The organism is Rhizobium sp. Root491 (genome assembly GCF_001427205.1).
In the GTDB taxonomy this organism is placed as follows: domain Bacteria; phylum Pseudomonadota; class Alphaproteobacteria; order Rhizobiales; family Rhizobiaceae; genus Agrobacterium; species Agrobacterium tumefaciens.
The window spans coordinates 601,564-625,326 of the sequence record NZ_LMFF01000001.1 but is presented as its reverse complement, the minus strand read 5'-3'; the positions used below and the strand labels follow the sequence as shown (position 1 = coordinate 625,326).

The window sequence follows — 23,763 nt, the reverse complement described above, 5'->3', positions numbered from 1 at the left end:
TTCAAGGGCAAAAATGCGCTTTTCCGATTTTTTTTGAAAGGCACACACCAGCCTCGCGCCAGCCGCGCAATGCATCATGCCTTCAAACTTGGTTTCATGAAGCGGTTCAGATGACAGCACTCCTATTGAAAAACTGCCGCCGGGCGGCCTCGCTGGCGGTCATTGCGCTGCTGCCTTTCCTGAGCGGCTGCCTTTTCGTGACGGATACGAGCCGGATGAACCCGGACGTCTTCGTTCAGGAAACGGCGCCGGTGTTCAATTTCAATTCCGTAAGCTCCAATCGCCAGCCGGAACTGCCACCACAGCCGGGTCAGCTTTCCACGCGCCCTCCGGATCTGTTCAGAACCCGCTTCCATCAGGAATACGGTCCGCCGGTGCGCGGGCAGGGCCTGAGCGCGCCGCAGGTGCAGGGATTGAATGTGCCGCAGGCGCAGGGTCAGGCGATGGCCTATGGGCTTCCGGTCTCCAATCCGCTGCACCGGGTCATGTATGGCCCGATCCGCGATGACGACCGGTCCCTGCCGGCCATTCCCTATGGTCGCATCGATCCGCGTTATCTCCGGCAGGAGGTGAGCTACCAGACGGCGGAAGCGCCGGGTACAATCGTCGTGGATACAAAGCAGCATTTTCTCTATCTGGTGCAGCCGGGCGGCAAGGCTATCCGGTATGGCGTTGGCCTCGGGCGCGACGGTTACGCCTGGTCGGGTCGCGGCAAGATCCAGTGGAAGGCGAAATGGCCGCGCTGGACGCCGCCCGACGAAATGGTCAGGCGCCAGCCGGAACTCACCTCCATTTCCGCCGCCAATGGCGGCATGACGCCGGGTCTCAACAACCCGCTCGGCGCGCGTGCCCTTTACATTTTCAAGGACGGCAAGGACACGCTTTACCGCGTGCACGGAACGCCCGACTGGCAGTCCGTCGGCAAGGCAACTTCGTCCGGCTGCGTGCGCATGCTCAATCAGGATGTGATCGACCTCTACGAGCGCGTACCGAAGGGCGCACAGATTGTGGTTATCTGACCACTTTCTAAAAGAAAGCGCTGCATCGTGGGGTTCCCCCAGCGCCTTCTGGCTGGCTTTTAGCGGTCGGTTAACTATTTTCGCAATACGCCTGTGTACGTGGAACAAACGATGTACAACGGCGATATAGCCGTTCGAAATGTGGGACAATCCGGCCTTATGACAAGCACCGACACAGATCTTTCCAGACGCACTTTCCTTTCCCTTCTGGGTATTTCCTCCGCTTCGTTGCTGGCGGGCTGCGCTTCTTCCGGCACGGGTGAAGCCATTCGCCAGCAGGCGAGCAGCATCGGCAGCGATTTCCGCCAGATGTTCTCGTCGGGCGTTAGCGATGCGGAACTGGCCGTCATGTACGGTTCGGTCGAGGATGGCGGTTACGTCATTCCCGCGGTTCCCTACCAGAAGATCGACCGGCGTTATTATCGTCAGCGCGTAGTCGATCCGACCGGCGAACGCCCCGGCACCGTCGTCGTGGATACGCGCTCGCGTTTCCTCTATGTCGTGGAGCAGGGCGGCAGCGCCATGCGTTACGGCGTCGGCATCGGCCGCGATGGTTTCGCCTGGTCCGGCGAAGGCGTCATCCAGTGGCGCCAGAAATGGCCGAAATGGACCCCGCCGGACGAAATGGTCGCCCGCCAGCCGGAACTGGTCAAATATTCTTCCAAGAACGGCGGCATGCCACCGGGCCTGAAAAACCCGCTCGGTGCCCGCGCGCTCTATATCTTCCAGAACGGCAAGGACACGCTTTACCGCCTCCATGGATCGCCGGAATGGAACTCCATCGGCAAGGCCGTCTCTTCCGGCTGCGTACGCCTGATGAACCAGGACGTCATCGACCTCTACGACCGCGTGCCGCAGAAGGCGCGTGTGGTTGTTTGGCAGTAAGCCAAGCCTGTTCGAATAAAAAGGCGGCCTTGTGCCGCCTTTGTTTTTTCGGGATCACGGCCGGGCGATATTTTCCTTCAGCGCATTAACCTGGTCCCGCAGTTGCACCAGTTCCTCCAGCCCGCAGCCCGTGGCGTCGCCGATTGCCGCCATGATCTTCACGCCCTCCTTTTTGAGATCGGCGCCCTTGGGCGTTACGGCCACCAGCACCTGCCGCTCGTCAACAGTTCCGCGTTTGCGGGTGATCAGCCCGGCATGTTCCAACCTTTTCAGCAACGGCGAAAGCGTGCCCGAATCGAGGCCCAGCATTTCACCGAGTGCCTTCACGGTGGAGGTTTCCTTTTCCCACAGGGCCATCATGACCAGATATTGCGGATAGGTCAGGCCGATCGGGTCCAGCAGCGGCTTATAGGCGCGGGTGAAAGCGTGCGCCGCGCCGTAAAGGGCAAAGCATATCTGCTGGTCCAGCCTCAACAGGCTTTCCAAATTGGTGTCGTCGCTCTCTGCGCCCATTGTTCTGCTCCAAAAATCAACCGGGAAGGGAACAATCAGCCCTGCCTTTCGGTTCCTGCCACATGGATGCGCGGCGAAATTTCGTGAAATTATCGCAAAAAACAATTTTTTATTCAATGTGCAAAATTATATTGCGCACAATTGAATTGCGCATTATAAGAAACCCAACACCAACCCAACGGGAGTAAATGCCATGCCTATTCTCTACACGACCAAAGCATCCGCCACCGGTGGCCGCGCCGGCAACGCCAAGTCGGAAGACGGCGTACTCGACGTAACGCTGACCGTTCCGAAGGAACTCGGCGGCGATGGCGCCCGCGGCACCAATCCGGAGCAGCTTTTCGCAGCCGGTTATTCCGCCTGCTTCCTCGGCGCATTGAAGGCTGTCGCCGGCAAGCAGAAGGTAAAGATTCCTGAAGACACGACTGTGACGGCAACCGTTGGCATCGGTCCGCGCGAAGACGGCACCGGCTTCGGCATCGAAGTGTCGCTGAAGGTCAACATTCCCGGTCTTGAGCGCGAAAAGGCAGAAGAACTGGTAGCCGCCGCCCACATCGTGTGCCCTTACAGCCACGCCATGCGCACCTCCACGGAAGTGCCGGTCTCTGTGGCCTGACCCAGCAAGTTCCAGCAGCAAGGCCGGGTTAATCCCCGGCCTTCTTGTTTATGGAAAGAAAAGTGCTATATTCTTTCTAAGGAAAGGATATATGCCATGAATATTCACGCCAAGACCGCCATGGATCCTGCTTCGCAGGGCAGGGTCGTCACCAAGGCCGTTATGACCGCTGCCGAGCGGCTGGGCCTTAATGCGGCCCGCACTGCGGATATTCTCGGTGTTTCCGCCCCGACGGTGTCGCGCATGAAGCGGCTCGATTTCCTGCTGGAGCCGGGCGCCAAGTCTTTCGAGCTTGCGGTGCTGCTGATCCGGGTTTTCCGTTCGCTGGATGCAATCGCCGGCGGCGACGAGGCGGTAGCCAAAAACTGGCTGCGCAATCACAATACGGCGCTTAACGCCGTGCCTGCCGAGAGGCTCACCACCATTACCGGATTGATCGATGTCCTCTCCTATCTGGACGCCCGACGCGCTCCTGTCTGAAAAGCGCGCCGCATCGGGAAAATACTGGCGATTGGTGGAAGCGCAGCATCAGGTTTCCACCATGAAGCTGGTGGATACGGTGGAGGAGCAATCGCTGCTGGAAGATATTCTGGAGGCGAGCAAGCGGCCCTTTCCGCCGGAATGCGCCGGGCTCGATTATCTTCTTGCCACGCCCTTCCGGTATGGCGCGGCCTATCCCCATGGCTCGCGTTTCCGCCGGGCTGGCTTTACCGAAGGCGTTTATTACGCCGCAGCCAAGGTGGAAACCGCGCTTGCAGAAATGGCCTTCTACCGGCTGCTGTTTTATGCGGAATCTCCCGGCACACCGCTGCCTGCCAATCCCGCCGACTATTCCGCCTTTGCCGCCCGTATCGCCACCGATGCGGCGCTGGACCTGACGCAACCGGAATTGAACCGGGACGAGGCGCTGTGGGCCGACCTGCAGAATTACGAGCCATGCCAGGCGCTGGCCGAGCAGGCGCGTCTGGCAAAGATCGAGGCGATCCTCTACCGCTCGGTGCGCGATCCCGCAGGCGGCCTCAATATCGCGGTGCTGTCGCCGAAAGCCTTTGCCGAAAAAATGCCGGTGGAACGGATGAGCTGGCGCATCCGCCTGTCGAAGACCGGGGTGCAGGCACTGTGCGAATTTCCGATGCGCAGAACAGGGTTTGCGGTCGCGGATTTTTCCGGCGATCCACGCCTCGCCAGCCTGCTGGGCTGACGGGCGTTTCGCTTGTTTTATTCTCAGCCCGTTTGACGGGCCTCATGCCGACGCGAAAAACGCTTCGGGATCATCGACTTCCACCAGCCTGCGCTTGTCGATCAGCCAGAAACGTGTCCCGACCGCCCGCACGAAACTCCTGTCATGCGAGACGAAGACGCAACTGGCCGAACGGTTGATGATTTCCGCCTCAAGCGCTTCCTGCCCATCTATATCAAGATGGTTGGTGGGCTCGTCCAGCAGGTAGAAATTCGGTTCCGCCAACCGCAGCGCCAGCATGGCGAGCCGCGCCTTCTGGCCGCCGGAAAGCGTTGCGATCCGACGTTTCTGCATTTCCATGTCGATACCGGCACCCGCAAGCAGGCCGTGTATGCGCTGGTCGCCAATGTCGAAGCGGCGGGTCATGAGCGCAAATGGCGTGCTGTCGTCGTCGATTTCGGCAAGCGACTGATCGACGTATCCGGCCACCAGCGAAGGCGTGGCCTTTATGCCGTCCTGTATTTGGCCTTCATCCATCACCGCCGCTTTCAGAAGCGAGATCAGCCGCGTCTTGCCGACGCCGTTGCGGCCGAGAATGACGATGCGGTCGCCCTGGTGGACAAATTGCCGGCCGGTGCGAAACAGCAATGTCCCGTCCGGCGTCGAGACCGGCACATCCTCCAGAGTGACCAGAACCTTGGCATGGGTACCGCGATTGGCGAGCTGGATCTTGCCAGCGGAGCGCTCGCTATGTGCTGGGCGCGCATTCTCCTCCAGTTTCTCGGCACGCTGGCGCAATTGCTTGGTCTTGACGGTCAGAAGATCGCTGCCCGAATTGATGCCGATATTGTTGAGCTTGGCGGCCTGCCGGCGCAATTGCTGCGCGGTTTTCATGTCGCGCTGGAAACGCCGCTCATCGGCGGCATCCTCCTCTTCGAGTGCCGTGCGCGCATGGCCGTAAGGCAGCCGGAACAGCGCCGAATTTTCCGGCCGCAGGAACAGCGTGGTCTTCGTGACATTGTCGAGAAAGGCGCGGTCATGGCTGACGATGACGACCGCCGTGTCGCGCGGCAATTGACCGAGCCAGCTTTCCAGCACGTTGATTTTTTCGAGGTCGAGATGGTTGGTCGGCTCATCGAGCAGGAGAACGTCAGGCTCGGTGATCCACGCCCGCGCCAGCATGGCAAGTCGCTGCCAGCCACCGCTCAGTTCTTTCAAATGGCGATGACGATAGGGTTCCGGCACCAGCATGGCATCAAGAATAATGTCGGCGCGCCAGCTCTCATTGTCGATCTCATCCGCCGGCAGGGCGGAAAGCACGGCGTCCCGCATCGTCTTTTCCAAAAGCGGGGAGGGCAGGTGCTGGTGGACGATGGACTGCGTCAGCCCGCGCAGCCGGGTGATATCACCGCTGGTAGCGTCCAGTTCACCGGCAAGGCAATTCAGCAGGGTGGATTTGCCGTGGCCATTCGCAGCGACGATGCCGATGCGGTCTCCGGCATTCACGGTGAGGCCAAGATTGGAAAAAAGCGGCTTTCCCAGAATGATTCCGAGGTTTCGAAGCGTGATAAGGGTCATGAAATTGTCTCTGGCAAAACGGATCTGTGACGAACCGTGGTCTGCGACAATGCAGTACGGGATATCGGTTCGAGGTGATCCGTCGTGAAAACATGCGCAACGGCAGACAAGCTGCATTCTGCGCGGCCTTTCGGGCAAACCAGAGTTTTGGTGTTCCGGTCAGCCCTGCAAACGCGTCTGCAGGGCAAAAAGGTGGCAGATCTCGCGGTTGCGCCAGAAGCAGGAAATATCCATGCGAAGCCTCCTTTCTTGATACGTGTTCAACCATCCAACAATTAACAGCGGCAGGGGTTCGAGGCAATGGCTTTTGAAGAGGAGGGTGGTGCCGGAGAATATGGCGACCCGCATTCTCCAGCCCTCAAGCGCGGCGCCCTTACTGTTTTGCCACGCGCTCGCGCAGTTTTTCCACATGTTCGGCCATTTCAGGTGTCACCGCGTCGCCGAAATCCTCCATTTCGAACATCGGGCGGATTTCGATTTCGCTGCGCTCCAGCATCGGGTTGGGGCAACGCTTCACCCACTCCACGGCCTCATCCATGTCCTTCACCTTCCAGAGCCAAAAGCCGGCAACCAGCTCGTTGGTGTGCGGGAAGGGGCCGTCGATCACGCTACGGCTGTCACCGTCGAAAACAACTCTCTTGCCTTTGGAGGAAGGGTGGAGGCCATCACCGGAAAGCATGATGCCGGCATTGACCAGTTCCTCGTTGAACTTGCCCATGGCTTCCATCAGTTCGGTGGTCGGCATTATGCCATCCTCGCTGCTGCGGGTGGCCTTTACAAAAACGATAACACGCATGGTTTCCTCCCTTGTTGCGTCTTCCTCGTTAGTTTCGCCGTCCGGCGCGACGGGTAGATGACATTTTTACGGGTAAAAGTGGCTATATGCCGCTTTCCCGTCAGCCAAGATCAATGAGGTCGCGGCGCAGCCGGTCGGGGTCGCCGCTGCCGATGCGGGCCTCGATTTCGGCGTGGGTCTGTTGCCAGATGGGGAAGGCGGCGGTGAGTACGGCCATGCCTTCCACTGTCAGCCGCAGCCGCTTGCCGCGCTTGTCCTTTGGGTCTTGCTCGATACTGACCAGCCCACGCCGCTCCAGTGGCTTCAGCGCTGCCGTCAGCGTCGTGCGGTCCATCGCCAGAAGATTGGCGACCGGCCCCATCGGCGGCGGCTCCGGCCGGTTGAGCGACATCAGCAGGGAAAATTGGCCGTTGTTGATGCCGACGGGCTTCAATGCGTTATCGAACAGCCGCGCCAGCGCCCGCGCCGCACGTTGCGCATGCAGGCAAAGACAGGAGTCCCGCACTAAAAGAGTTGCCGAAAAAGGAATCACGCTGGCGTTTGACATGGACTATATATGTTGATATCAACGTAATTAGTCAAGCGGAACCTGTCGCCTTGCTGACGGTTTTCCTGGCTTTCAATGCAGACACAGGCGGCGCCCACCATGGAAGCGGAGCGGTGCCGTGGTGAAAGACGGATCCAAGGAGGAAAGATCATGTCTCATCCCGTCGTTTCGAATGAGGAGTGGCTTGCGGCCCGCCGCGATCTGCTGGTGAAGGAAAAGGAATTGACCCGCGCGCGCGACAGGCTGAACGAGGCGCGCCGCGCATTGCCATGGGAAGAGGTGACGAAAGATTATATTTTCGACGCGCCGTCCGGCCCGAAATCGCTGAAGGAACTCTTCGGCAATTGCAGCCAGCTCATCGTATACCACTTCATGCTGGCACCCGACTGGGAGGAGGGCTGCACCGGCTGTTCCTTTTTCGCCGACCATGTCGATGGTGCGATGGTTCACCTGAAGCACGGCGATGCAGGTTTCGTTGCGGTCTCGCGCGCACCGCTCGAAAAGATCGAGGCCTATAAAAAACGCATGGGCTGGAAATTCCCTTGGGTCTCGGCCAACGGCAGCGACTTCAACTATGATTATCAGGCCTCCTTCCGTGATGAGGATATCGAGAGCGGGGCGATCACCTACAATTACCGTGAGATCGAGCCGATGGGCGACCTGAAGGACCTGCACGGCGTCAGCATTTTCGCCAAGGGCGAGGACGGCAGGATTTACCATAGCTATTCCGCCTATGCCCGCGGCATGGAAGAGACGCTCGGTACATTGATGCTGCTCGATCTGGTGCCAAAAGGCCGTAATGAAGACGGTGTAATGGATTGGGTGCGCCGGCACGACCAGTACGAGGACGAGCCCAAGGCCGCGTCTTGCTGCCACTGAAATAGGACGAGGAGGAGGAGACGACAATGGAAAATGCCAAGCCGCAGAAGGAACACGCGTTCCTAGGCAGGATCGTCGGCGACTGGGTCATGACCGCCAGTTCCGGGCATGAGGGATACGATCCCGATGATCCCGCCCAGCGGTTCACCGAAACCGTCAGCTCCATCGGCGGGCTGTGGATCATCGGGCACGGCACCGGCAAGATGCCTGACGGGACGGAGATGACGGCTGTCATCACCGTGGGTTTCGACCCTGCCAAGGGCCATTTCGTCGGCACCTGGGTGGGGTCGATGATGACCAATCTCTGGGTCTACAAGGGCTGGCTGGAAGACGACGGCAAGACCCTGACACTCGAAGCGGAAGGACCGGCCTTTGACGGTTCCGGCCGCATCGATACCTATCGAGACGTGCTGGTGCTGCACGACGACAATAACCGCAGCTTTTCCGGCAGCGTCCGGCAGCCGGATGGCAGTTTCAAGACCTTCATGACATCGGAGTTCCAGCGTAAGGCATGACGCCCCGCCGGAATTTGCCCGATCACGCCGAATAATGCGCTGCCGCGTCCTGCGGCAGCCGATCGCCAGAAAAATGACGCCATAACCCCGGAGAGATTCAATGTCCGATACACACGGAAAATTCATATGGGTTGAACTGATGACGCCTGACATGGAGCAGGGTGCCCGCTTCTATGGTCATGTCGCTGGCTGGCAGACCAAGGATTTCGGTTCGCCGGAAATGCCCTATCTGGTGCTGGAAGCCGATGGCAAAGGCATGGGCGGCATCATGGAACTGACCGAAGAACACAAGGGCCAGGGTATTCCTCCCAACTGGACGGGTTATGTCGGCGTTGACGATGTGGACGCCACGGCAAAACTTTTCGCGGAAAAGGGCGGTTCGGTCAGGCGTCCGCCGCAGGATATCCCGGAGATCGGCCGTTTCGCCGTGGTGGCTGATCCTTCCGGTGCGGTTCTGTGCATCATGACGCCGCTGCCGATGGAAACCGGCGGTTTTCCGCAGGAGACGCAGAACCTGCCGGGTCACGTCGGCTGGTACGAACTTGCCACCAACAATGTCGACGACGCCATAGCCTTTTACGGTGAGGTCTTTGGCTGGACCAAGGACCATGATTTTGACATGGGCGCAGAAATGGGCCCGTATCGCATCTTCGCCCATAACGGCAAGGTCGTCGGCGGCATGATGAAATGCATGGCGGGTGCGCCCACCTGTTATTGGGGTTATTATTTCAACGTCGACGGCATCGATGACGCCATCACCCGGGTCAGCACCGGTGGCGGCAAGGTCGTCAACGGCCCGATGGAGGTTCCCGGCGAGAGCTGGATCGTCAATTGCCAGGACCCGCAGGGCGCTTTCTTCTCGCTGCTGTCGCAGAAGAAGTAACCCTTCTGGGCTGATATACCGATCTGCCGGAGGTTACTCCGGCAGATTACCGGTTTCTCGGTAGCCGAACGTGATCGATAAAGGCGCGGAGCTTCGGCGCAAGATGACGTCGATTCGGATAATAGAGATAAAAACCCGCAAAAGTCGGAGAATGGTCCTCCAGCATGGAAACAAGCTGGCCGCTCTCCAGGTAGGGACGGAAAGTCTCTTCCATGCCAAATGTGATGCCGGCGCCGGCACAGGCCAGCTTTATCATCAACTGCATGTCGTTGGTGGTGAAGTCCGGCTGGACAGCGACCGCGAATTCCCGGCCGTTTTCGGCAAATTCCCACCGATATGGCGCAACGTCCGGACGAGGCCGCCAGCCGATACATCTGTGATGGATCAGTTCGCGCGGCTGCGTCGGTAAGGTGACGCGATCTCGATATTGCGGGGAACAGACGGCGAGCTGCCGCTGCGGCCCGGAAACCGGAACGGCAATCATATCCTGCGCGATCAGCTCCCCCAGACGCACGCCGGCATCGTAGTGTTCGGCGACGATATCGAATTCCTCGTCCGTCACGACAATATCGAGTTGCACTTCCGGATGGATTTCAGCAAAGCGCGCCAGCAATGGCCCGGACAAGAAGCGCTCCGCTATCGAGGAAACGGCAAGCCGCAATTGCCCCCGAGGCATTCCACTCAGGGAAGAGGCGGCCTGTGTCGCTTGCATGAGGTTGCCGATGGATGGCGAAACATCGGCGTAAAGCTGTTGCCCCGCTTCCGTCAGGCTAACGCTGCGCGTTGTGCGCTGAACGAGCGCTATCCCCATCGTTTCTTCAAGCCTGCGGATGGTCTGGCTGACGGCTGACCGTGTTACGCCGAGCCTGTCCGCCGTAGCCCGAAAATTGCGTTCCTCGGCAACCATGCAGAAGGTGGAAAGCGCGTTGAGATCAACATTCATTGGTTAGTAAATCTATCCATGGAGGTTATCATTGAGGTAATTATCACGACAATGGCAAAGCTTTATCTTTCCTGCAACGGCCTCCTCTCGAAAAAGCGGGCCGTAAAGCCAAGGAGAAAGCCATGACATTGAACAAAGTTATTCTCATAACAGGTGCGTCGAGCGGGATCGGTGAGGGTATCGCCAGAGAACTTGCCGCTGCAGGCGCGAAACTGGTTCTGGGTGCGCGCCGCATGGACCGTTTGCAGGCCTTGGCCGACGAACTGCGCCAAACGGGCGCTGAGGTTGTCGTGCATCCCCTTAACGTCACGGAAAGGCAGAGTGTCGAGGAGTTTGCCGAGGCGGGACGCAAGGCGTTCGGACGGATCGACGTCATCGTCAACAATGCCGGCATCATGCCGCTATCGTTGATGTCGTCCCTCAAGGTCGATGAATGGGACTGCATGATCGACGTCAACATCAAGGGCGTGCTTTATGGCGTCGCCGCTGTTCTGCCTGAGATGACCGCCCGCGCTTCCGGCCACATCGTCAACATCGCTTCCATCGGCGCACTGGCCGTTTCGCCCACGGCTGCCGTTTATTGCGCGACGAAATTTGCGGTGCGGGCGATTTCGGACGGGCTGCGACAGGAAAACCGCGACCTGCGGGTCACCTGCATTCATCCCGGCGTGGTGGAAAGCGAACTTGCCGACACCATCACCGATCCGGCCGCTGCGGAGCTGATGCAAAGCTACCGGGCCATAGCATTGAAGCCGGACGCCATTGGCCGCGCAGTCCGCTATGCCATCGAACAACCCGACGACGTGGACGTCAATGAAATCGTCGTCCGCCCGACCGCCGCATAGGGAGGATCGGGCCAATGAAGATTGTTTCGACATCGCTTGCCCTTGTACTCGCAACGGCCGCCGCCGATACCGGCCACCATCAGGAGGATCGTGCCGTGAAAGGGAATATGGACAAGATGGCCCAGACCGAAAGCCACCCCTATATCGGCATGTGGGTCACCGGCGATGGCCATATCCGTCAGGAGCTTTTGCCTGATGGCCGCTACGACGAGGCGCGCGGCCAACGCAAAAGCGCCTATCAGGGGCGCTACGAGGTGAGGGGCAACCATATCGACTATTGGGATGATACCGGCTTTACCGCCGATGGCGAGTTCATCGACGATGTGCTCTACCACGGCGGCATGATTTTCTATCGCGAGCCGTGAACCAACCGTCACGCTAACAGGATAAAAACCGCCCGGCTGATCGAGGCCGGGCGGCTTATCTGTTTTAACGCTTCAGGCTTCCCAGTATGCCGCGCACGATGGCGCGGCCCACGGATGTGGCAACCGAGCGGGCGGCACTTTTCATTGCCGCCTCGATCACGGTTTCGCGCTGATAACCGCTCGTCTTGCGGGCGCCGGTGGTGGAGGCCTTTGTGGGTTCCTCGTCGCCGAAACCGGGCAGGCGCCAGCGTCCCGAGGCACTGTCGGACTGGCTGGAGGCATTTTCCTCTTCCGCGCGCTTGGCGGCTTCGGCTTCCGCAGCCTTCTGGGCGCGTGCGTTGAGGATTTCAAAGGCCGATTCCCGGTCCACATCCCTGTCGTATTGACCGGCAAGCGGGCCGGTATCCATCAGCAATTTGCGCTCGGCATCGGTGAGCGGCCCGACGCGGCCCGAGGGCGGCCGCACAAGGGTGCGCTCGACGATGGAGGGCGCGCCCTTGTCATGCAGGGTCGAAATCAGAGCCTCGCCCGTACCGAGCGTGGTGATGATGTCGGCTGTGTTGAAGGCGGGGTTCTGGCGGAACGTATCGGCTGCGGTGCGCACAGCTTTCTGCTCGCGCGGCGTATAGGCGCGAAGCGCATGCTGCACGCGGTTGCCCAGCTGGGCAAGAACGGTTTCCGGCACGTCCAGCGGGTTCTGCGTCACGAAGTAGACGCCCACACCCTTGGAGCGGATAAGCCGCACCACCTGCTCCACGCGCTCGACGAGCACCCTTGGCGCGTCGTTAAACAGCAGATGCGCCTCATCGAAAAAGAACACCAGACGCGGCTTTTCCGGGTCGCCCACTTCCGGCAGTTCCTCGAAGAGCTCCGAGAGCATCCACAACAGGAAGGTGGCGTAAAGGCGCGGGTTCATCATCAGCTTGTCGGCGGCGAGAACCGAAACCGTGCCACGCCCGTCCGTGCCGACGCGCATGATGTCGGCAATATTCAGCGCCGGCTCGCCGAAGAAGTTTGCGGCACCCTGCTGTTCGAGAACCAGCAGCCCGCGTTGCAGCGAACCGACAGAGGTCTTGGAAATCAGGCCGAACTGGCTGGACAGCGCACTTGCATTCTCGCCCATGTAGTTCAGCAGCGATTGCAGGTCTTTGAGATCGAGCAGCGGCAACCCGCCCTGATCGGCGATCTTGAAGGCAATGTTGAGCACGCCTTCCTGGGCTTCCGAAGCATCCATAAGCCGCGCCAGCAGCAGCGGGCCCATTTCGGCAATGGTGGCGCGCACGCGATGGCCTTTTTCACCGTAGAGATCCCAGAAGATCACCGGCGATTTGCCATAGGAAAAATCTGTGAAACCGATCTGTTCGGCACGTTTCTGCACCCAGTCCTTGGCTTCGCCCTGCGCGGCGATGCCGGAAAGGTCGCCCTTGATATCGGCGCAGAAAACGGGAACGCCGGCTTGCGAGAAACCTTCGGCAAGAACCTGCAGGGTTACGGTCTTGCCCGTGCCCGTTGCGCCGGTGATCAGGCCGTGGCGGTTGCCGAATTTCAGCTCCAGATATTCACCCTTGTTCAGGCTGTCGTCCGGATTGCGGCTGGTCCCGATATAGATCTGTCCGTCCTGCAACATCGACCATTTTCTCCTGCGACTGATGCATGCCCCTTAAATCGCGATCGATTTGAAGATGGTCATGTCCGAATTGAACTTTTACGGCACCCTCTGGCCGCTACTGCCAAAGCGGCCTTTTCATAGTATGGTTGTGATGATCTTATAAGGACAGTTTCAAGGCGCAACAACTGCTTGATGGCGATGAAGAAAAACCGCTTCATGAAAGTTGCCGCACCCGCCTGCCGCCCGCTTGAATGCGGCATGAGATTGTTTTACGTTGACGTTAACGTCAGTTATTCGGTGTTGGCGTCGTTTTTCAACAGGAGGCAAGAATGAACGAAGTCGTTGACCAGATCGCCGCAAAGGCGGGCATAGACCCTGCGCTGGCCGAAAAGGCTGTTGGCATGATTCTGGGTTTTCTCCAGCGCGAGGCGGCAGATGGTCCGATCGCCCGCATGATCGAAGCCATTCCGGGTGCCAGCGATCTCGTGGCACAGTATAATGGCGAGGGCGCTGGTGGCGGCGGTCTGCTGGGCGGATTGATGAGCGCGATCGGCGGCGGCGGCATCATGGGTCTCGGCCAGCAACTGATGAGCCAGGGCATCGGCATGAGCGAAATCACCACGCTCGCCAAGGAAACCATCGCCGTTGCTCGCCAGCACGCGGGCGATGAGACTGTCGATCAGGTGATCGCTTCGGTTCCGGGCCTCAGCCAGTTCGCGTAAGGCGACATTTTATTCGATAGCGGGGCGCGGCGGCTGTTCATTGAATCGGCGCCGCGCCTCTTCTATTTCCGCATGGTGGGTTTCCGCCCATATCCACACGCCGCAAAAGGCGCTGCCAAGGGTCTCTCCGAGAGACGTGAGGCCATAATCCACATGCGGTGGAATGACGGGGTGCACGGTGCGGCGCACCAGTCCGTCGCTTTCCATCTGCCTCAGCGTTTTCGTCAGCATCTTCTGGCTGATGGTGCCGACCAGCCTGCCGATCTGCGTAAAGCGAAGCGTGCCATGCTCTTCCAGCACCTCAAGGATCAGCATCGTCCATTTGTCCGCCACTTTCGCGATGATATCCTCAACCAGCGCCTCGATGACCGGATCGGTTTCCGTGGGCGGCGGAGACTTGCGCCTGTTCTCGATCATGGGATCGGCGGCATACCGTTTCATCTTACACTCTCCTTTGGGTAAGTATAATTCTTTTGGGTGCCTACTTACGAATGGAGAGTATAGCCGCTAATTTCCCGTCATCCAACAGGCAAAGGATTTTTCGATGAAAACGACAGGCAACACCATTCTCATCACCGGTGGCGGCTCCGGCATCGGCCGGGCGCTGGCGGAAGCGTTTCACCGGCTGGGCAACAAGGTCGTCATTTCCGGCCGCCGCCAGAATGTGCTGGATGAGGTAACGGCCGCCAATCCCGGCATGGCCGCGATGGTCATGGACGCGACCGACGCCGAAGGCATCCGCTCTTTCGCCGACAATCTCATCAAGACACATCCGACGCTCAACGCCGTCATCAACAATGCCGGCATCATGCGGCCGGAGGACATCGCCTCGGCCCCGGACTATCTGGACACGGCGGAGGAAACCATCGCCACCAACCTTCTGGCGCCCATTCGCCTGACGGCGGCGTTGCTGCCGCATTTCCTCAAGCAGCCTGAAGCGACAGTGCTGACGGTATCCTCCGGCTTGGCCTTCGTGCCCATGGTGGTCACCCCAACCTACAGCGCCACCAAATCGGCCATCCATGCCTATTCGGTCGCACTTCGCGAACAGCTGAAAGAAACCTCGGTTGAGGTCATCGAAATCGTGCCGCCCTATGTGCAGACGACGCTGATGGGGGAAGGCCAGGCAAGCGACGAAAGAGCCATGCCGCTCGAGGCCTTCATTTCGGAAGTGATGGACATTCTTGGCGGTCGCCCGGATGAGAAGGAAGTGGTTGTGGAACGCTGCAAGCCGCTGCGTTTCGCCGCGCAGAACGGCAATTTCGATCAGGTGTTTTCGATGGTCAACGGCATGCATCCGTAAGGCTCGGCCCTGTCTCGGACGCATCGCCTGTGATAGCGTGACGCTCTTTAAAGGGAGCGCCAGCTTTTCATGGGCAGCCGTCAATTCCTCATGCCGAAAACCGCCATGCCCGGTATTGCTGCCGTGGTTGCGGATAGCGACCGCTCTTTTCCACGTCACATGCACGACCAGTTCGGCATCGGCCTTGTGGAGCGCGGCGCGCAGAAATCGCTGAGCGGGCGCGGCATGGTGGAGGCTGAAGCCGGCCATGTCATCACCGTCAATCCGGGTGAGGTTCATGACGGCATTCCGCTGGGAGAGGGCGGGCGCGCCTGGCGGATGATCTATCTCGACATCGATATCGTGCAGGCCGCCATTGCCGATATCATCGAAAAGGATCACGGCTTTTTCGAATTCGCCTATCCCGTCGATACGAGGCCTCTGGCGGACCGGTTCCGCGTGCTTTTTTCAGCCGTGACGGCAACTGATCGCCCGGGTGACACCCTTCGCTGCGACGAGACCCTGCTTATGCTGCTCGTGGGTGCAATGGAAACGGTGGCAACACCACGCGAGACGGCAGCGCCCGATAGCATAAGACGGGCGAAAAGCAGGATCGATGACGATCCTGCCCGGCCATTGCGCCTAACCGATCTGGCGCAGGAGGCCGGCATGAGCCAGTTCCGCTTCCTGCGATCCTTCAGCAAGACCACGGGGCTGACGCCGCACAGCTACCTTTTGCAGCGACGCCTGCATCTGGCACGGGGTGCACTGGCCAAAGGCGCACCGCCCGCCGAGGTGGCGTTTTTCGCCGGTTTCTCCGACCAGAGCCATTTGAACAGGTTTTTCGTAAGGCAGTTCGGAGTGACGCCTGCGGCGTATAGGGCGGCGGTTTCGTAGGGCAGGTTTGGGTAATAGGGCTACAGACGCGAGCCTCCAAGCCTCAACGCTGCAATTTCATCCAAGACCCCCGCGTCGGACACAGTCAAGCTCCTGTCCTCCATTCAACAGGACTTGCAGAATCCATGACGCCCGAATTCCTCATCACATCCCTGATCATCGCCGCTTCGCCCGGAACAGGTGTAGTTTACACGCTGGCCGCCGGCCTGTCCCAAGGGTCGAAGGCGAGCGTCGTCGCGGCTTTCGGCTGCACGCTCGGCATCGTGCCGCATCTGCTGGCCGCCATCACCGGACTTGCCGCCATTCTGCACGCGAGCGCCCTTGCCTTCGGCGTGATCAAATATCTGGGTGTCGCCTACCTGCTCTACATGGCGTGGAACACGCTTCGGGAAGATGGGGCGCTGAAGATCGACGACAAGCAGGAGCACCGCAAGGCAGGGCGGGTCATCGGTGAGGCGATCCTCATCAATCTCCTGAACCCGAAACTGTCGATCTTCTTTTTTGCTTTCCTGCCGCAATTCATCGCGCCGGAGGAGGTTTCTCCGACGTGGCGCATGGTCGATCTCGGGCTGATCTTCATGGCCATGACGTTTCTGGTCTTTGCGCTTTACGGCTGTTTTGCCGCCTCGGTCAGGCGGCAGGTTGTGGCGCGCCCGGCCATGCTCACCTGGCTGAGACGCAGTTTCGCCGCCGCGTTTGTGGCGCTCGGGGCGAAACTGGCGTTGACGCAGCGGTGAGACCGGACCGGGTTCAACGCAGTCAATCGTCCCAGTCGGGCGCGAGGTGACCGGGGTTGACGATGCGGCCATCGGGTTTGGCAAGCGCGTGGATCGCCTGCATTTCCTCTTCCGAGAGCGCAAAATCGAAAATGTCGAAATTCTCCTTGAGGCGGCTTTCGGTTGCAGTCTTGGAAAGCGCCACGACATCCGGCTGCTGCACCGCCCAGCGCAGCGCCACCTGTGCGGCCGTCTTGCCGTGCCTTGCACCAATATCCTTCAGAACCGAATCATCAGGCACCTTGCCATCCGCCATCAGATAATAGGCAGTGACCGAAAGCCCGTGTTTGCGCGCTGCCGCATTCACCTTCGTCTGGTCCAGATAGGGATGGTATTCGATCTGGTTGGTGGCAAGCGGCGTGTCGGAGAGTTTGACCGCCTCTTCTGTCAGCGCCACGTTGAAGTTGGAAATGCCGATATTGCGCACCTTTCCGGCCTTGCGCACGTCGTTCAGCGCGCCGATCCTTTCCGCCAGCGGCACATCGCTTTTCGGCCAGTGCAGCAGCAGGAGATCGACATAATCCGTCTTCAGCTTTTGCAGGCTTTCATCGACGGAGGCGAGAAAATCAGCGTGGCGGTAGCGGTCCACCCAGACCTTGGTGGTCAGGAAAATATCGTGCCGGGAAATGCCGGACTTCGCGATCACTTCGCCAACCGCACCTTCATTCTTGTAGATCTGCGCCGTATCGACATGGCGGAAACCAAGTTTCAGCGCCTCCGGCAAAATGCGCCTGATATCCTCTTCCGGAATGCGGAAGGTGCCGAAACCGAGGGCGGGAATGTTCGCGCCATTCGCGTTGACGTCATACATGCATGTCTCTCCTGTTTATTGCAAACATGGCCGGCAAGGACTGCCGGATGGGGAATCGGTCTTTTATTAACTGGTGTCCGCGCCATTGGTTTCAAGCGTCTCGCCATTGCGAGGCGATGTGCGCGAGGCTACCAGTCGATGGTGAAACGTCGTAGATGGCATGATCGGAATGTGGAGGAACCACGCGTGTCGCGCTCACAACGGCTTCTTGATCTGTTGCAGATCCTGCGCGCCCACCGCATGCCGGTCAGCGGTATGGCGCTGGCCGCGCAAACCGGCGTCAGCCTGCGCACGCTTTACCGCGATATAGCAACGCTTCAGGCGCAGGGTGCTGACATCGAGGGCGAGGCGGGTGTGGGTTATGTGCTGCGTCCCGGTTTTTTGCTGCCACCGCTGATGTTTTCGCAGCAGGAGATCGAGGCGCTTGTGCTCGGGTCGCGATGGGTCGCGGGCCGTGCCGATGAGGGGTTGGCGCAGGCCGCCCGCGCAGCACTCGTCAAGATCGCCGCCGTTTTGCCCGATGCCCTGCGTGAGGAACTCGATAATTCCACCCTGCTTGTCGGCCCCGGGCAGGCCATGGCCACCATCCACGTCGATCTCGCCGCCATTCGCGATATTATTCGCAAGGAGAGCAAGGTCGTGATGACCTATCGCGACGAGAAGGGTGAATTGACGGAGCGGGTGATCTGGCCCTTCGCGCTCGCTTTTTTCGATCTGGTGCGGGTGGTGCTGGCATGGTGCGAGACGCGGCAGGATTTCCGCAGTTTCCGGGCCGACCGCATCGAGAGCTTCAACCCTCTGGACAAGCGTTATCCCCGCCGCCGCCATTCCCTGCTGAAGGACTGGCGCGAGCGGGAAAAAAAGCGACGGCAACAAAGTCATGCTGACAAAAACTGACAGCACGGGGGTCTAGAACCTGTTCATCCGCAACTCAAGGAGAACAGCCATGACCCACCCCGATTTCACCATTCTCTACGTCGACAACCCGCCGGCCAGCACGGAATTTTATAAAGCCCTGCTTCACGCAGAGCCGGTCGAAGCCTCTCCGACATTCTCCCTTTTCGTGCTTCAAAACGGCATGAAGCTCGGCCTCTGGTCAAGGCATACGGTGGAGCCGAAGGCATCGGTCGGGGGCGGTGGCGGCGAGCTTGCCTTCCGCGTCGAAAGTGATGCGCAGGTGGATGAAGCCTTCGCCGACTGGAAGACAAAGGGCATCGCCATTTTGCAGCAGCCCGGCACGATGGACTTCGGCTACACATTCACAGCGGCCGACCCCGACGGCCATCGTCTGAGGGTCTACGCCTTCGCGGGTTAGAGATAATGCGTTGAGGCCGATTGGCTAAATAGTGCCGTAGCCATGTCGTACTCTAAGCTCTCCTCATTCCTGTGACAGGCACAGGAATGAGGGGAGGCGAAAACTACGCTACTTCTTCACCGCCACCACGAACAGGCGCGGAAAACGCAACAGCAGCCGGCCGTCTGCCATGGGCGGATAGGCGGCTGCGATGCGCCTGGTATAGTCGTTGAGGAAGGCCTCGCGGTGTTCCTCGCCGGCGGCGGCAAGATAGGGGCGCAGACCCGTGCCCTTCACCCATTCCACAATGCTTTCCGCATCCTTCATGGGGTGGTTGTAGATGGTGTGCCACACATCCACCCGCGCGGATTTCGGTGTCAGCGCATCGAAATAGGCTGATGGCGCGGGCAGGGGTTTGCGGCGTAATTTGCCATCCGCAAACTTGTCCTTCCAGGGGCCGTCTGCTCCCGTTTCCTCCATGGCGCGATGTGTCGGCTCCTGCAGATTGTCAGGCATCTGCACGGCAAGAACGCCGCCGCTTTCCAGCTGGTCCATCAGCTGCGAAAGAACGGCAAGATGATCCGGCACCCATTGGAACATCGCATTGGCATAAAGCAGGTCCGCCTTCTGGCTGGGCCGCCAGTTGCCGAGATCGGCCTTGCCGAAACGGGTGTTGGGCAGCCGGTCCGCCGCCTTTTCCAGCATGTCGTCGTCGCTGTCGATGCCGGTGATGACGTTGACGCCGTAACGATCGGTCAAAAGCTCGGTGGAATTGCCCGGGCCGCAGCCCAGATCGTAACCGTTCAGCACGCGCTCCAGCGGCACCTGCGCCAGAAGATCCCTTGCCGGGCGTGTCCGCTCGTCTTCAAATTTCAGATATTGCTGGGCGGACCATGCCATGATTTTCTCCTGCTGACGTGTTGCATTCGGATCGGCGAACAAGAATGGTAAGGGGCGTTGCAAGCGCCGTCAGACTGCCAGCATCGCATGGGCGAAATCCCCCCGCCATCATCCAACGCATGAATTATTGTGATGGATCTATTCATCAACCTTTTGTTTCGCCTCACAAAACGTCTTTGTCAGGGCATGCATTTGTTATTTTCCATCAAAATAAGACATGGCGGCAATTAAAACTTGACCTCACCCGGTCAGAGGCATTCACTCCCGCCGATTTCAGAGCATTGCCAGCAAAAGTGCGGAGCGGTTTTGCGTGCGGCAATGTGGCAGGACGAAAAAGATGGAGCTCTTTCGCTTTTTGCAGAAAGGCGGAGATGCTCAAGACAGGAGACAGTCATGACCGTCGATACCGCACCCCGATCAACCACCTGGACCTATGTTGATGGTCAATGGCTGCCCGGCAATCCGCCGCTCATCGGCCCGACCTCGCATGCCATGTGGCTGGCCTCCACGGTGTTTGACGGCGCGCGCTGGTTCGATGGCGTGGCTCCCGATCTCGATCTGCATTGCCAGCGCGTCAACCGCTCGGCCACCAACATGGGCATGAAGCCGACCATGACGGCGGAAGAGATCGAGGCATTGGCGCTGGAAGGCGTCAATAAATTCGACGGCAAGACCGAAATCTACATCAAGCCGATGTATTGGGCAGAACACGGTTCGCCGGGCAGCGTCGTCGCGCCCGATGCCAATTCCACCCGTTTTGCGCTGTGCCTTTTCGAAGCGCCGATGAATGCCGGCGCATCGCTGACACTCACCGTCTCGCCGCTGCGCCGTCCTTCACCGGAAACCGCGATGACGGATGCCAAGGCCGGTAGCCTTTACCCCAATAGCGGCCGCGCCATTCTGGAAGCCCGTGCACGCGGTTTCGACAACGCCCTGATGTGCGACATGAACGGCAATGTCGCTGAATCGGCATCGTCCAACGTCTTCATGGTCAAGGACGGCGTCGTCTTCACCCCGGTTCCGAACCGCACCTTCCTTGCCGGCATCACCCGTTCGCGGGTGATGAGCCTTCTGCGCCAGGCCGGTTTCGAAGTGCGCGAAGCGACCCTGTCGGTCGAGGATTTCCGCGGGGCGGATGAAATCTTCTGCTCGGGCAATTATTCCAAGGTTTCCCCTGTTGTGAAACTGGATGACCGCGCATTGCAGGCAGGCCCGGTCGCCCGCAAGGCGCTCGATCTTTACATGGATTGGGCACGTCTCGGCGCAGACGTCTAGAGCGCCGTGCGTCCCGCCGGACGCTCTGACTCTCTTTGATCTGCGCATCGTTACGGACGAAAATCGAATGTGATTTTCTGTCTGGTGGGCAAAGCTGACACGTATTTCGATCAGGGCCACGGCAGGCGTTCGGCTTGCCGTGGCCTTTTGTTTTTGCAGTGCAGTATTTTCCCGCGAAAACTGAGGGGAATTTAATCCAATTTTAGACAAACCACACGTAGTTTGCAGCATCTTCCCTTCCGGCTAACGAGGGCCGCCAGATGTCTTTCAGCATTCGTAATGTACTTGTAGGGTTTTTTCTTACCATCAGCCTCGCGCTGGCCGGTTTGGTCGGAAACGAGTTGTGGCGGTCGGCCAATCGCGCCGGCACCTTTTCAGAGGTTGCGCAACTCGTCTCGCTCGACAAGCTTCTTTTCAACGCTCTTTTGAATTTCCGCAGTGAACGCGGCGACAGCGCCACGGCACTGACGCTCGATCCGTCGAAATCGACGGGCAGCGTCGCCAGCGTGCAGGCCGCACGCCAGAAGGTGGATGCTGCCATGACGGCATTCCTCACGCAGTCTTCGTCGCTTGAAGACACGCAGCTTCAGGCACCGCTGAAGCGCGTTAAAGATGTCTACGCGCAGTTCGTCGAATTGCGAAAGAAGGTTGACGCCAACGTTTCGCTGCCGCTTGACCGGCGCGAAGGCGGTCTCGACAAGACGGTCATGGCGCTCGGCGGCGATTTCCTCGCCTCGCTCGAGGCGGGCTCGACGGCGCTTGAAGGCACTGTTCGCTCTCTCGATCAGGGTCAGACCGGTTTGATCCAGTTGCGCTCTTACGGTTGGTCTGCCCGTGCCCTTGGCGGCAGCGCCACCGTCATTCTCAACGCTGCCGTTGCCCAGAACCGTCCACTGACGGCGCAGGAGATGCAGCAACTCGGCGCATTCGATGCCGGTGCGGCTTTCGCCTGGAAAGCGACCGGCGATCTGGTTACGCATGAATCGACGCCGCAATCGCTCAAGGATATCTACGCCACGGCGGACAAGACTTACTTCAAGGGCGATTTCAGCACGCAGCGCGCCAAGCTCATCGACGATCTCATGAATGGTCGCACGCCTGCCTTCACCATGGACAGCTGGCGCACCACCGTCACCGAAAACCTCGGCACGATCGCGAAAATCGCTTCTGCCGCCATGGATGTTCTGGACGCAAATGCCGCACAGGCCAAACAGGACGCCTTCATCGATGCGATGATCTATCTCGTTGTCTTCATCGCGACGCTGGCGCTCTGTATCCTGTCGCTTGCCGTCATCGTCGGGCGCGTCACCCGGCCGATCAGCCGCCTGACCAACGCGATGATGGAGCTTTCGGGCGGCAATCTTTCGATCGATGTCGCCGGCGCAAAACGCGGCGACGAGATCGGCGAGATGGCCCGCGCCGTGGAAATCTTCCGCGAGGCGGCAATCCGCAACAGGCAGCTGGAATCCGAAGCCCTGGCCAACCGCGAGCGGGCCGAGCGGGACCGCATCGAGTTGCAGCAGCGCGCCGAGGCCGAGGCCGAAGAACGGCTCAATCAGGCCACGGGTTCGCTGGCGGGCGGTCTTCGACGTCTCGCTTCCGGCGACATGGTCTGCGAGATCGCCACGCCGTTCGCACCGCAATTCGAGGCGCTGCGGCACGATTTCAACAGCTCGGTCGTTCAACTGCGCGAAGCGCTGACAAGTGTCGGCCAGTCCGTGCAGACGGTAAATGGCGGCGCTCACGAGGTTTCGTCGGCATCGGACGATCTTTCCCGCCGCACGGAGCAGCAGGCTGCCTCTCTGGAAGAGACCGCTGCCGCGCTGGAAGAGATCACCGCCAATGTTTCGGCCACCTCCAAGCGGGCAGGCGATGCGCGTGACACGGTGCGTGAGGCAAGGGCAAAGGCCGATCTTTCCGGCAAGGTGGTGCGCGATGCCGTTTCCGCCATGGAACGCATCGAGCATTCCTCGCGCCAGATCGGCCAGATCATCGGTGTTATTGACGAAATCGCCTTCCAGACCAACCTTCTGGCGCTGAATGCGGGCGTCGAGGCGGCGCGGGCGGGCGATGCGGGCAAGGGTTTTGCAGTCGTTGCACAGGAAGTGCGCGAACTGGCCCAGCGTTCCGCCAAGGCCGCCAAGGAAATCAAGCAGCTCATCAACACGTCAGCCGTTGCGGTGGGTGAGGGCGTGAAGCTTGTCGCCGATACTGGCGTCGGGCTTTCCGAGATCGAGCAGCTCGTACTGTCCGTCAACACCCATATGGACGCCATCGCCACCGCGGCGCAGGAACAGTCCGCCGGTCTCTCCGAGGTCAACACCGCCGTCAACCACATGGATCAGGCCACGCAGCAGAACGCCGCGATGGTTGAGGAAATGAATGCGGCCGGTGCGGGTCTTGCGCAGGAATGTGCCAATCTCCAGGCTTTGTTGGCGCAGTTCCAGCTCGGCCAGCAGACCTCCGCATTGCGCGAGACGGCAAGGCACATGCGAGAGGCAAGCCCCGCACGCGCACCCGTCTCCCAGCCGTCCAGATCCCGCCCGGTCACTGCTTCGCGTGGCAATGCCGCGCTGGCCGTGAAGGGTGATGACTGGACCGAGTTCTGAGGACGAGATTGCCTTTGGCTCCGG

At 59.8% G+C, this 23,763-nt stretch carries 28 protein-coding genes; 18 read left to right on the top strand and 10 right to left on the bottom strand.

Translation table 11 applies throughout. From position 1 onward, the window contains the following. Nucleotides 1-110 precede the first annotated feature (110 nt). Together ASD46_RS03165 and ASD46_RS03160 are read left to right on the top strand one after the other, a co-directional pair. Nucleotides 111-1,019, top strand: a complete 909-nt coding sequence (locus ASD46_RS03165; protein ID WP_019564146.1) for a L,D-transpeptidase — start codon at nt 111-113, stop codon at nt 1,017-1,019. 159 nt (nt 1,020-1,178) lie between these two features. Next, a complete protein-coding gene (locus ASD46_RS03160; RefSeq protein WP_013635657.1) occupies nt 1,179-1,904 on the top strand; it encodes a L,D-transpeptidase in 726 nt (241 codons plus the stop codon). 54 nt (nt 1,905-1,958) lie between these two features. Here ASD46_RS03160 and ASD46_RS03155 read toward each other — a convergent pair whose 3' ends face one another. Then, entirely contained in the window at nt 1,959-2,417 is a 459-nt protein-coding gene (locus tag ASD46_RS03155) for a MarR family winged helix-turn-helix transcriptional regulator (RefSeq protein WP_003511901.1), read from the bottom strand. Nucleotides 2,418-2,610: 193 nt separating this feature from the next. Here ASD46_RS03155 and ASD46_RS03150 point away from each other — a divergent pair, with 193 nt between their 5' ends. The 3 genes from ASD46_RS03150 (at nt 2,611) to ASD46_RS03140 (ending at nt 4,234) form a co-directional block, all read left to right on the top strand. After that, nucleotides 2,611-3,033, top strand: coding sequence for an organic hydroperoxide resistance protein (locus ASD46_RS03150; RefSeq protein WP_003511906.1), 423 nt, complete (start codon nt 2,611-2,613; stop codon nt 3,031-3,033). Between the two features lie 96 nt (nt 3,034-3,129). Continuing rightward, nucleotides 3,130-3,513, top strand: a complete 384-nt coding sequence (locus ASD46_RS03145) for an MbcA/ParS/Xre antitoxin family protein (protein WP_003511907.1) — start codon at nt 3,130-3,132, stop codon at nt 3,511-3,513. After that, the gene (locus ASD46_RS03140; RefSeq protein ID WP_013635658.1) at nt 3,473-4,234 is read left to right on the top strand and encodes an RES family NAD+ phosphorylase; all 762 of its coding nucleotides are present in this window, start codon (nt 3,473-3,475) and stop codon (nt 4,232-4,234) included. The genes ASD46_RS03145 and ASD46_RS03140 overlap by 41 nt, the downstream gene beginning before the upstream one ends. 42 nt (nt 4,235-4,276) lie before the next feature. Here ASD46_RS03140 and ASD46_RS03135 read toward each other — a convergent pair whose 3' ends face one another. From ASD46_RS03135 to ASD46_RS03120, 4 genes are all read right to left on the bottom strand, one after another. Beyond that, on the bottom strand, nt 4,277-5,791 hold the full coding sequence (locus ASD46_RS03135; RefSeq protein WP_003511912.1) for an ABC-F family ATP-binding cassette domain-containing protein: 1,515 nt from the start codon (nt 5,789-5,791) through the stop codon (nt 4,277-4,279). Nucleotides 5,792-5,950: 159 nt separating this feature from the next. After that, on the bottom strand, nt 5,951-6,139 hold the full coding sequence (locus tag ASD46_RS03130) for a hypothetical protein (protein ID WP_035197957.1): 189 nt from the start codon (nt 6,137-6,139) through the stop codon (nt 5,951-5,953). 25 nt (nt 6,140-6,164) lie between these two features. Then, on the bottom strand, nt 6,165-6,587 hold the full coding sequence (locus tag ASD46_RS03125; protein ID WP_003511914.1) for a YciI family protein: 423 nt from the start codon (nt 6,585-6,587) through the stop codon (nt 6,165-6,167). A gap of 100 nt (nt 6,588-6,687) precedes the next feature. Then, nucleotides 6,688-7,134, bottom strand: a complete 447-nt coding sequence (locus ASD46_RS03120) for a MarR family winged helix-turn-helix transcriptional regulator (RefSeq protein WP_013635660.1) — start codon at nt 7,132-7,134, stop codon at nt 6,688-6,690. Nucleotides 7,135-7,284: 150 nt separating this feature from the next. Here ASD46_RS03120 and ASD46_RS03115 point away from each other — a divergent pair, with 150 nt between their 5' ends. The 3 genes from ASD46_RS03115 to ASD46_RS03105 all read left to right on the top strand — a co-directional run bounded on the left by ASD46_RS03115 (nt 7,285) and on the right by ASD46_RS03105 (nt 9,411). Then, nucleotides 7,285-8,013, top strand: coding sequence for a DUF899 domain-containing protein (locus tag ASD46_RS03115; RefSeq protein ID WP_025592728.1), 729 nt, complete (start codon nt 7,285-7,287; stop codon nt 8,011-8,013). A gap of 26 nt (nt 8,014-8,039) precedes the next feature. After that, a complete protein-coding gene (locus ASD46_RS03110) occupies nt 8,040-8,528 on the top strand; it encodes a DUF1579 domain-containing protein (protein ID WP_003511919.1) in 489 nt (162 codons plus the stop codon). A 100-nt stretch (nt 8,529-8,628) separates the two neighbouring features. Then, a complete protein-coding gene (locus tag ASD46_RS03105) occupies nt 8,629-9,411 on the top strand; it encodes a VOC family protein (RefSeq protein WP_025592729.1) in 783 nt (260 codons plus the stop codon). Between the two features lie 46 nt (nt 9,412-9,457). On the opposite strand, the gene ASD46_RS03100 is transcribed toward ASD46_RS03105, so the two are convergent. Continuing rightward, complete coding sequence (locus tag ASD46_RS03100) at nt 9,458-10,354, bottom strand: LysR family transcriptional regulator (RefSeq protein WP_025592731.1); 897 nt, start codon at nt 10,352-10,354, stop codon at nt 9,458-9,460. Between the two features lie 122 nt (nt 10,355-10,476). On the opposite strand from ASD46_RS03100, the gene ASD46_RS03095 reads away from it, so the two are divergent. Both ASD46_RS03095 and ASD46_RS03090 read left to right on the top strand, forming a co-directional pair. Further along, nucleotides 10,477-11,199 (top strand): SDR family oxidoreductase, encoded by a 723-nt coding sequence (locus tag ASD46_RS03095; protein WP_025592732.1) that lies wholly within the window; start codon nt 10,477-10,479, stop codon nt 11,197-11,199. 14 nt (nt 11,200-11,213) lie between these two features. Next, nucleotides 11,214-11,564: an Atu4866 domain-containing protein gene (locus ASD46_RS03090; RefSeq protein WP_013635663.1), complete on the top strand. Its 351-nt coding sequence runs from the start codon at nt 11,214-11,216 to the stop codon at nt 11,562-11,564. A 64-nt stretch (nt 11,565-11,628) separates the two neighbouring features. On the opposite strand, the gene ASD46_RS03085 is transcribed toward ASD46_RS03090, so the two are convergent. Then, nucleotides 11,629-13,191 carry a helicase HerA-like C-terminal domain-containing protein gene (locus tag ASD46_RS03085; protein WP_025592733.1) on the bottom strand — a complete coding sequence of 521 codons (1,563 nt, stop codon included), beginning with the start codon at nt 13,189-13,191 and terminating at the stop codon, nt 11,629-11,631. Nucleotides 13,192-13,502: 311 nt separating this feature from the next. Between ASD46_RS03085 and ASD46_RS03075 the strand changes: the two genes are divergently transcribed. After that, complete coding sequence (locus ASD46_RS03075) at nt 13,503-13,895, top strand: hypothetical protein (RefSeq protein ID WP_003511926.1); 393 nt, start codon at nt 13,503-13,505, stop codon at nt 13,893-13,895. A gap of 9 nt (nt 13,896-13,904) precedes the next feature. Here the strand turns inward: ASD46_RS03075 and ASD46_RS03070 are convergent, their stop codons facing one another. Continuing rightward, nucleotides 13,905-14,336, bottom strand: a complete 432-nt coding sequence (locus tag ASD46_RS03070) for a winged helix-turn-helix transcriptional regulator (protein WP_013635666.1) — start codon at nt 14,334-14,336, stop codon at nt 13,905-13,907. 103 nt (nt 14,337-14,439) lie between these two features. Here ASD46_RS03070 and ASD46_RS03065 point away from each other — a divergent pair, with 103 nt between their 5' ends. The 3 genes from ASD46_RS03065 to ASD46_RS03055 all read left to right on the top strand — a co-directional run bounded on the left by ASD46_RS03065 (nt 14,440) and on the right by ASD46_RS03055 (nt 16,811). Next, a complete protein-coding gene (locus ASD46_RS03065) occupies nt 14,440-15,198 on the top strand; it encodes an SDR family oxidoreductase (protein ID WP_013635667.1) in 759 nt (252 codons plus the stop codon). A 69-nt stretch (nt 15,199-15,267) separates the two neighbouring features. After that, nucleotides 15,268-16,074, top strand: a complete 807-nt coding sequence (locus ASD46_RS03060; protein WP_025592737.1) for an AraC family transcriptional regulator — start codon at nt 15,268-15,270, stop codon at nt 16,072-16,074. A gap of 125 nt (nt 16,075-16,199) precedes the next feature. Further along, on the top strand, nt 16,200-16,811 hold the full coding sequence (locus tag ASD46_RS03055) for a LysE family translocator (protein WP_025592739.1): 612 nt from the start codon (nt 16,200-16,202) through the stop codon (nt 16,809-16,811). Between the two features lie 22 nt (nt 16,812-16,833). On the opposite strand, the gene ASD46_RS03050 is transcribed toward ASD46_RS03055, so the two are convergent. Then, complete coding sequence (locus tag ASD46_RS03050) at nt 16,834-17,661, bottom strand: aldo/keto reductase (RefSeq protein WP_025592741.1); 828 nt, start codon at nt 17,659-17,661, stop codon at nt 16,834-16,836. Nucleotides 17,662-17,847: 186 nt separating this feature from the next. Here ASD46_RS03050 and ASD46_RS03045 point away from each other — a divergent pair, with 186 nt between their 5' ends. Together ASD46_RS03045 and ASD46_RS03040 are read left to right on the top strand one after the other, a co-directional pair. Further along, nucleotides 17,848-18,558, top strand: a complete 711-nt coding sequence (locus ASD46_RS03045; RefSeq protein WP_025592742.1) for a helix-turn-helix transcriptional regulator — start codon at nt 17,848-17,850, stop codon at nt 18,556-18,558. A gap of 49 nt (nt 18,559-18,607) precedes the next feature. Continuing rightward, the gene (locus tag ASD46_RS03040; protein ID WP_025592744.1) at nt 18,608-18,976 is read left to right on the top strand and encodes a VOC family protein; all 369 of its coding nucleotides are present in this window, start codon (nt 18,608-18,610) and stop codon (nt 18,974-18,976) included. A gap of 108 nt (nt 18,977-19,084) precedes the next feature. Here ASD46_RS03040 and tam read toward each other — a convergent pair whose 3' ends face one another. Then, nucleotides 19,085-19,855 carry a trans-aconitate 2-methyltransferase gene (gene tam / locus ASD46_RS03035; RefSeq protein ID WP_060641846.1) on the bottom strand — a complete coding sequence of 257 codons (771 nt, stop codon included), beginning with the start codon at nt 19,853-19,855 and terminating at the stop codon, nt 19,085-19,087. Between the two features lie 393 nt (nt 19,856-20,248). Here tam and ASD46_RS03030 point away from each other — a divergent pair, with 393 nt between their 5' ends. Next, nucleotides 20,249-21,130 carry a branched-chain amino acid aminotransferase gene (locus tag ASD46_RS03030; protein WP_025592748.1) on the top strand — a complete coding sequence of 294 codons (882 nt, stop codon included), beginning with the start codon at nt 20,249-20,251 and terminating at the stop codon, nt 21,128-21,130. Nucleotides 21,131-21,390: 260 nt separating this feature from the next. Next, complete coding sequence (locus ASD46_RS03025) at nt 21,391-23,739, top strand: methyl-accepting chemotaxis protein (RefSeq protein ID WP_003511949.1); 2,349 nt, start codon at nt 21,391-21,393, stop codon at nt 23,737-23,739. Nucleotides 23,740-23,763 lie beyond the last annotated feature (24 nt).